This window comes from Dialister sp. UBA1703 (assembly GCA_002320515.1).
Classification (GTDB): Bacteria; Bacillota; Negativicutes; order Veillonellales; family Dialisteraceae; genus Dialister.
On the sequence record DCJJ01000153.1, the window covers coordinates 1 to 5926 of the forward strand.

A 5926-nucleotide genomic window follows, 5' to 3' on the forward strand; every position below is an offset into this window, starting at 1 on the left:
CGTGCTTCCGCTTCTTGCAAAGCGCGTAGGACTGGATCCGGCCATTATGGCGTCGCCGTTGATCACAACCATTGTGGACGCATGCTCGGTACTGCTCTATTTCCAGATTGCCACAACGTTTCTCCCGCTGTGAAATGAAAAGGACAAGTCTTTTAACCAATAAGGACAAAGAATAAAGGCCCCCATGATACCGATAATATCATGGGGGCCCCGCCTTATTTAGACAGCAAAAAGAGTTGAAAGAGAAAGCCAGAAAAAACGGGCCGCATGCGCTTCGCACCGCGTGCCGGAATCTGTTTGACTATGCCAGGGCGATGAAAGCGCGGGTATAGATTCCAGTGTACAAACCGGCTTCTTGTATAAGAATAAAAACGCATCGGATTTATAACACTCCGATGCGTTTTTAAGATACTTCGTTCTCTTTTGGCCGGAAAAAAAGGCGCATCCTGTGCAAAAGCGGACGGAATCGCCGGGTTTTCCGCCAGCAGGTGGAAAGGAAGCGGTATCCTGCACTGTCGCAGGGAATACGCTTTCCTTTTCTCAGGATGGCTGCCGCCACCGCGAGCACCTGTTCGGGCTGCACGCGCTCGCACCAGGTCTGCGCGTCCCCATTTACAACAAAGGCGCCGTCTTTTTTTACGGAAAGAATCCGGTGCAGGATCAGCGCGTCCTGCCGCTTAAAAAGAAGAATGTCGTTCCTTTTGGGCGGTCGCATTTGCGGGGAAACCAGAAACACTGCGTCCCGCTGATCCCGCAGAAGAGGGGACATGCTGGTGCCGGTCACCGCCAGCGCAAAAGGCTTTCCCGCCGCAAATGCGGCCTGCATCAGTCCGACCGCCTCCTAAGCGGCAGATGGTTCGATTCCTTCGAGCCTTGAAAATTGCATAAAACTTATAAATGTCTCAGTAGCTCAGTTGGATAGAGCAACCGCCTTCTAAGCGGTGGGTCGTGGGTTCGAATCCCTCCTGGGTCACCATGAAAAGCATTCTTTCGGGAATGCTTTTTTTATGAACAAAAACAGAATCCATTATGGAATGAATTTTCTCTATTGCTTTTTGACTGCAAGTAGAGTATCATTGTAGTCTAACTTAATAGAAACAGGGCGGGCTATTTCTAACGGGCTTCTGACGAAGCAGAAAACAATCATATAAGCTCCCTGACAGATTTATTTTGCGTAAAATATTTGAATGTTTGAGGAGGTGTCCCTAATTTGGCAGCTAAGGCAGCACAGCTTGCACAGTGGCTAAAGGAACTGCAGGAAAGGGTCAATGTGGATGGCAATCTTTCATATAATGAAATCATCCGGTTTACAAAAGAAAAATCATTGACGCAGAAACAGTTGGATGGGATTTTTAATCTTCTTCATGAGCACAATATTGATCTTGTTTATGATGAAGATGAAGATGCCGGGGAACCGGATGAAGCTGATTTCAGTGAAGATGACGATCTTTCTGAAGAGCTGATTCTGGAAAATGAAGAAGACGGCCTGGAAGAGGATAAGGATTGGAGCGGCGGCGATACAGCGGAAGCGGAAGAGGCAGACTACGGAGCTGCCGGCGGCGTCAGCGATCCTGTACGGCTCTATCTCCGCGAATGCGGCGCCAATCCGCTGCTCAGTGCGAAACAGGAAATGAACCTGGCCAAAATCATTGAAAAGGGCAAGAGGAAAGACGCTACGCCGGAGGAGAAGGAAGCGGCCAGAAATGCTAAAAAGGAAATGGCCAATGCCAATCTCCGTCTGGTGGTATCTATTGCCAAGAAATACCCCGGCCGGGGCATGCCTTTTCTGGATCTCATCCAGGAAGGAAATATCGGCCTCTTGAAGGCAGTGGACAAGTTCGACTATACCAAGGGCTATAAGTTTTCCACCTATGCCACCTGGTGGATCCGCCAGGCCATTACCCGCTCCATTGCAGACCAGGCACGCACCATCCGCGTACCGGTGCACATGGTGGAAACCATCAATAAGATGAACCGGGTGGGCCGCCGCTTCCTGCAGGAACACGGCAGGGAAGCAACCAATGAGGAACTGTCCAAGGAAATGGGAATCAGCGTGGAAAAAATCCGGGAAGCCAAGAAGGCAGCCCAGGATCCTATCTCCCTGGAAACGCCGATCGGCGAAAAGGAAGATTCCCATTTAGGCGATTTCATTGAAGACCAGAAAACCGCGTCTCCGGAAGATGAAGCAGCAGCCACCATGAGAAGGGAACAGGTCTATAAGATGCTGGATACCCTGACGGAAAGAGAAAAGGGCGTGCTGGCTCTCCGCTTCGGCATGGATGACGGTACACCCCGCACGCTGGAGGAAGTGGGCAAACACTTCGGCGTCACCCGCGAACGTATTCGCCAGATTGAAGGAAAAGCGCTGAAGAAATTGAAAAAGCAGGCCATGCCCATGGCTGGACTGTAAGAGGAAGGAGCTGTGCCGGAAGGCATGGCTCCTTTTTTTCAGTGGGGCGCTGATAAACCAGAGTCCTCCCTTAGCCTGCCCATAAAAGTGTCTCTATGGATTGACCATGCCCGCCGGCGAGGTATGATGACGCCCTTTAGAGTCCCCTGCATACTGTGCCCGAAGGACGCTGCCACCACCCTCTGAACCGGGGCTGTGGAGTGTCTTCATGAATCCGGTTTCTGAAATCATTTTCCACTGGCTTTTCTGTCTTTCCTGTAGTATAATATTCAAGCATTCAGCATCAAAGTACCTGCTTTCTCATTGCAATGGAAGGGAAAGTATGATACAATGCTACTGTTAGTCTGGACAGTCCTCTGCCAAAAGCGATCGGCATGAATGTCTTGTGAGAAGGAGGAAAAGATCGTGAACATTATTGAAACACTGGAAAATGAACAGCTCAGAAATGACATTCCTGAATTCCGCCCGGGGGACACCGTAAGAGTTCATGTAAAGGTCATCGAAGGCAAGACTGAACGTGTACAGGTATTCGAAGGCATCGTTATTGCCCGCAGAAATGCCGGCGTGAGAGAAACTTTCACCGTTCGTCGTATTTCCTATGGCGTAGGCGTTGAAAGAACATTCCTGGTTCATTCTCCTCGTCTGGAAAAGATCGAAGTGAAGCGCCGCGGTATCGTCCGTCGTGCTAAACTGTTCTACCTGCGCGGCCTGTCCGGTAAAGCAGCTAGAATTAAAGAAAGAAAATAATGGTAAAAAAACTGCAGTGCTGCTGCAGTTTTTTTATTTGCCACAGGCCCTGCGTTTTTGTATACCCCTGTTTTTCTCATTGCCCGGATGTGGTAGAATAGTAAAAGTGCAGGGAGGGGACAGTGTTTTACCATTTTATAAGTGAGGAACCTATGAAATATAAATATATTGTTCCGGCAGTCTTATTATCTTTAGGAATGATACTGCCTGTTTCCGCCAATAAAATAAAAAATGTTTTCGTGGTGGATGAGCTGACGGTGGAAGTGGAAATGGCGGATCCTCTGACGAAGGAGGAGCTGGATATTTCCCGTTTTCTGGCGCCCGGCTACAAGTCGGAGTTTACCTTCAATGAGGGTGTGGAGGCCGTAGGCCTTCCGGTGCCCCAGAAGAGCGACGGTTTCCATTACAACATTTACCGCATTGCGGTGAACGGACTGGAAAAGGGGCCCATCTACCAGATTTCCTACCGGGGACAGAAACCGAGAACATTCAAATTTTACGGGGGACGGGAGCAGGTAGACCGATACCGTGACCGGTACGGCAGTTATTTCTGATTTCATGAAAGGATACATATGCATATTGTGTTAGTGGAGCCGGAGATTCCGGGCAATACGGGAAATATTTCCCGCCTCTGTGCAGCGGAGCATCTGACTCTTCATCTGGTGGAGCCCCTGGGCTTTTCCATTGACGACAAGCATCTCAAAAGGGCGGGACTGGATTACTGGGATCTTCTGGAGGTTCATGTGCATCCTGATTTCGCTTCTGTGGAAAGAATGCTGAAGGGCCATCATTTTTACTACAATACCACCAAGGCGGTGAAGTCCTATACGGAGGTATCCTTCAGGGAAGATGATGTGCTTGTATTCGGCAAGGAGACCAAAGGGCTTCCGGAGGATATGCTCCTGGCCCATAAGGAGGACTGCATCCGGATTCCCATGATAGAAGAAGCCCGTTCTCTCAATTTATCCAACGCGGTGGCCATTGTGGCCCTGGAAGCACTGAGACAGACCGGTTTTCCCCATCTTTTAAGGGAAAGCGGCCGGTTGTTTAAAGGAGGCAGAAGCACCCATGAATACGTATGATGCAGCTTATGATCTGGCAAGGGCTATCAGGGAAAGCGATGAAATGAAGCGCTTGACCGAGGCAGCAGAAAAGATCAAGGGCGATGAGGAAGCCAGAAAAATGGTGAAGGAATATATCATGGCCCAGATGAAAGCTGACTATGCCAAACTGGCAGGACAGAAGGAAGACGAGGACAGCTACCAGCATCTGCAGGAACTGGCTGTGCTTGTCAGCAACAACAGCAATGCCCAGGAATATCTCCAGGCATTTATTCGCTGGAATCAGGTGGCTGCGGATTTGCAGAAGATCGTATCCGATGCAATGGCGCAGGGTATGGATGTATTGGAACTGAATAAACAATGACAGATTGGAAAGCATTTCTTGATGGAATTTTAAATGAACGGCAGTATAAGCTGGATGAACCTATGAGCCGCCACACCACCTACGGTATCGGCGGGCCGGCAGACTGCTTTGTAATGCCCCAGACAGTGGAGGAACTGAAAAAGGTGCTCTCCAAAGCCCATGATGAAGGCATTCCCGTCACCTTTATAGGCGGCGGCTCCAACCTCCTTGTATCGGATCTGGGAATCCGCGGCATTACCCTTTGCACGAACCGGCTGAAGCAGGAAACTGTCTGCCATGAGACATGGATTACCGCCATGGGCGGCGTAGGCACCGGCACCGTTTCCCGGTTTGCGGAAAAGAACAGCCTCAAAGGCTTTGAATGGGCCGTAGGCATCCCCGGCACTCTCTGCGGCGCTGTCTTCATGAATGCCAACGGCTATGGCAGCCAGATGAAGAACGTGGTGGAGGAAGTGTATACCATTTCCGGCGACGGCAAGGAAGACCGCACCTACGGATGGGATGACCTGCACTACGGCGACAGCGACAGCATTTTCATGCATAACGGCGACATCATCGTAGGCGCCAAGCTCCACCTTTCTCAGGGCAATGCCGATGAAATCAAGAGAAACATGACGGAGCACCAGATTTCCAGAAGAACCAAGCAGCCTCTGGAAAAGAGAAGCGTCGGCACCATGTATCTCCGTCCGCCGGGATACCATGTAGGCCCCATGATCAAAGCCTGCGGCCTCATCGGCTTTTCCATCGGAGATGCCCAGGTTTCCACCAAGCATCCTGATTTCGTGGTGAATAACGGCCATGCCTCCTGCAAAGAGATACTGGAGGTGCTTCACGAAGTGCAGAAGCGCATTATGGACAACTACCATATCCATGTGCCTCTGGATGTGCGGATCCTCGGCGAAGGCGTCAAACAGGAAAGATAAAAAAAGAGCTTTGAAGAAATGGAAATCGTTTCTTCAAGGCTTTTTTGTTTTTAAGAAACTATCAGACTGTGGAAAGGAGGCTTCTTCCCGCCGGCCGGTGTTTATCTGTAGATGAGTCACTATCGGCATGTGCTGAGATTCTTCACTCAGAATGCCCATATTCGGCAGAAAGGTCATTCCCGTAACAAACGCCGCCGCAGGAGGCATAAAAAATTCATTGAGGCTGTGAAAAAAATATAAATCATTTTTTCACAGCCCTTTTTGTATATATAAATTTTCACGGAAATTGGTCAAATGACAGTCTGCCTCCTGCCTCTGCGTCATTTCGAGCGATGCTGCATGTAGTTATAGATGATAATGCCTTTTGTTCTATTGAGGCTCTGAGCCCCGAAATCTCCTGCTGCAATGAGGTTTATACTAT

The 5926-nt window shown here is 49.7% G+C and carries 8 protein-coding genes and 1 tRNA gene; 8 read left to right on the plus strand and 1 reads right to left on the minus strand.

Annotated elements, in window-relative coordinates; genetic code table 11:
* The first annotated feature begins 1 nt into the window (after position 1).
* Complete coding sequence (locus tag B2Y11_RS06825) at positions 2–133, plus strand: magnesium transporter (protein WP_291057625.1); 132 nt, start codon at positions 2–4, stop codon at positions 131–133.
* 270 nt (positions 134–403) lie between these two features.
* Here the strand turns inward: B2Y11_RS06825 and B2Y11_RS06830 are convergent, their stop codons facing one another.
* Positions 404–826, minus strand: a complete 423-nt coding sequence (locus B2Y11_RS06830; RefSeq protein ID WP_291057613.1) for a S24/S26 family peptidase — start codon at positions 824–826, stop codon at positions 404–406.
* A gap of 73 nt (positions 827–899) precedes the next feature.
* Between B2Y11_RS06830 and B2Y11_RS06835 the strand changes: the two genes are divergently transcribed.
* The 7 genes from B2Y11_RS06835 to murB all read left to right on the plus strand — a co-directional run bounded on the left by B2Y11_RS06835 (position 900) and on the right by murB (position 5505).
* A tRNA-Arg gene (locus tag B2Y11_RS06835) sits at positions 900–976 on the plus strand.
* Positions 977–1210: 234 nt separating this feature from the next.
* Positions 1211–2410 carry an RNA polymerase sigma factor RpoD gene (gene rpoD, locus B2Y11_RS06840; RefSeq protein WP_291057615.1) on the plus strand — a complete coding sequence of 400 codons (1200 nt, stop codon included), beginning with the start codon at positions 1211–1213 and terminating at the stop codon, positions 2408–2410.
* 402 nt (positions 2411–2812) lie between these two features.
* Positions 2813–3157: a 50S ribosomal protein L19 gene (gene rplS / locus B2Y11_RS06845; protein WP_291057627.1), complete on the plus strand. Its 345-nt coding sequence runs from the start codon at positions 2813–2815 to the stop codon at positions 3155–3157.
* Positions 3158–3309: 152 nt separating this feature from the next.
* Complete coding sequence (locus B2Y11_RS06850) at positions 3310–3711, plus strand: hypothetical protein (protein WP_291057617.1); 402 nt, start codon at positions 3310–3312, stop codon at positions 3709–3711.
* 18 nt (positions 3712–3729) lie between these two features.
* Positions 3730–4239 carry a tRNA (cytidine(34)-2'-O)-methyltransferase gene (locus tag B2Y11_RS06855; RefSeq protein ID WP_291057619.1) on the plus strand — a complete coding sequence of 170 codons (510 nt, stop codon included), beginning with the start codon at positions 3730–3732 and terminating at the stop codon, positions 4237–4239.
* The gene (locus tag B2Y11_RS06860) at positions 4226–4582 is read left to right on the plus strand and encodes a YlbF family regulator (RefSeq protein ID WP_291057621.1); all 357 of its coding nucleotides are present in this window, start codon (positions 4226–4228) and stop codon (positions 4580–4582) included. The genes B2Y11_RS06855 and B2Y11_RS06860 overlap by 14 nt, the downstream gene beginning before the upstream one ends.
* A complete protein-coding gene (gene murB / locus B2Y11_RS06865) occupies positions 4579–5505 on the plus strand; it encodes a UDP-N-acetylmuramate dehydrogenase (protein WP_291057623.1) in 927 nt (308 codons plus the stop codon). The genes B2Y11_RS06860 and murB overlap by 4 nt, the downstream gene beginning before the upstream one ends.
* The last annotated feature ends 421 nt before the right edge of the window (positions 5506–5926 follow it).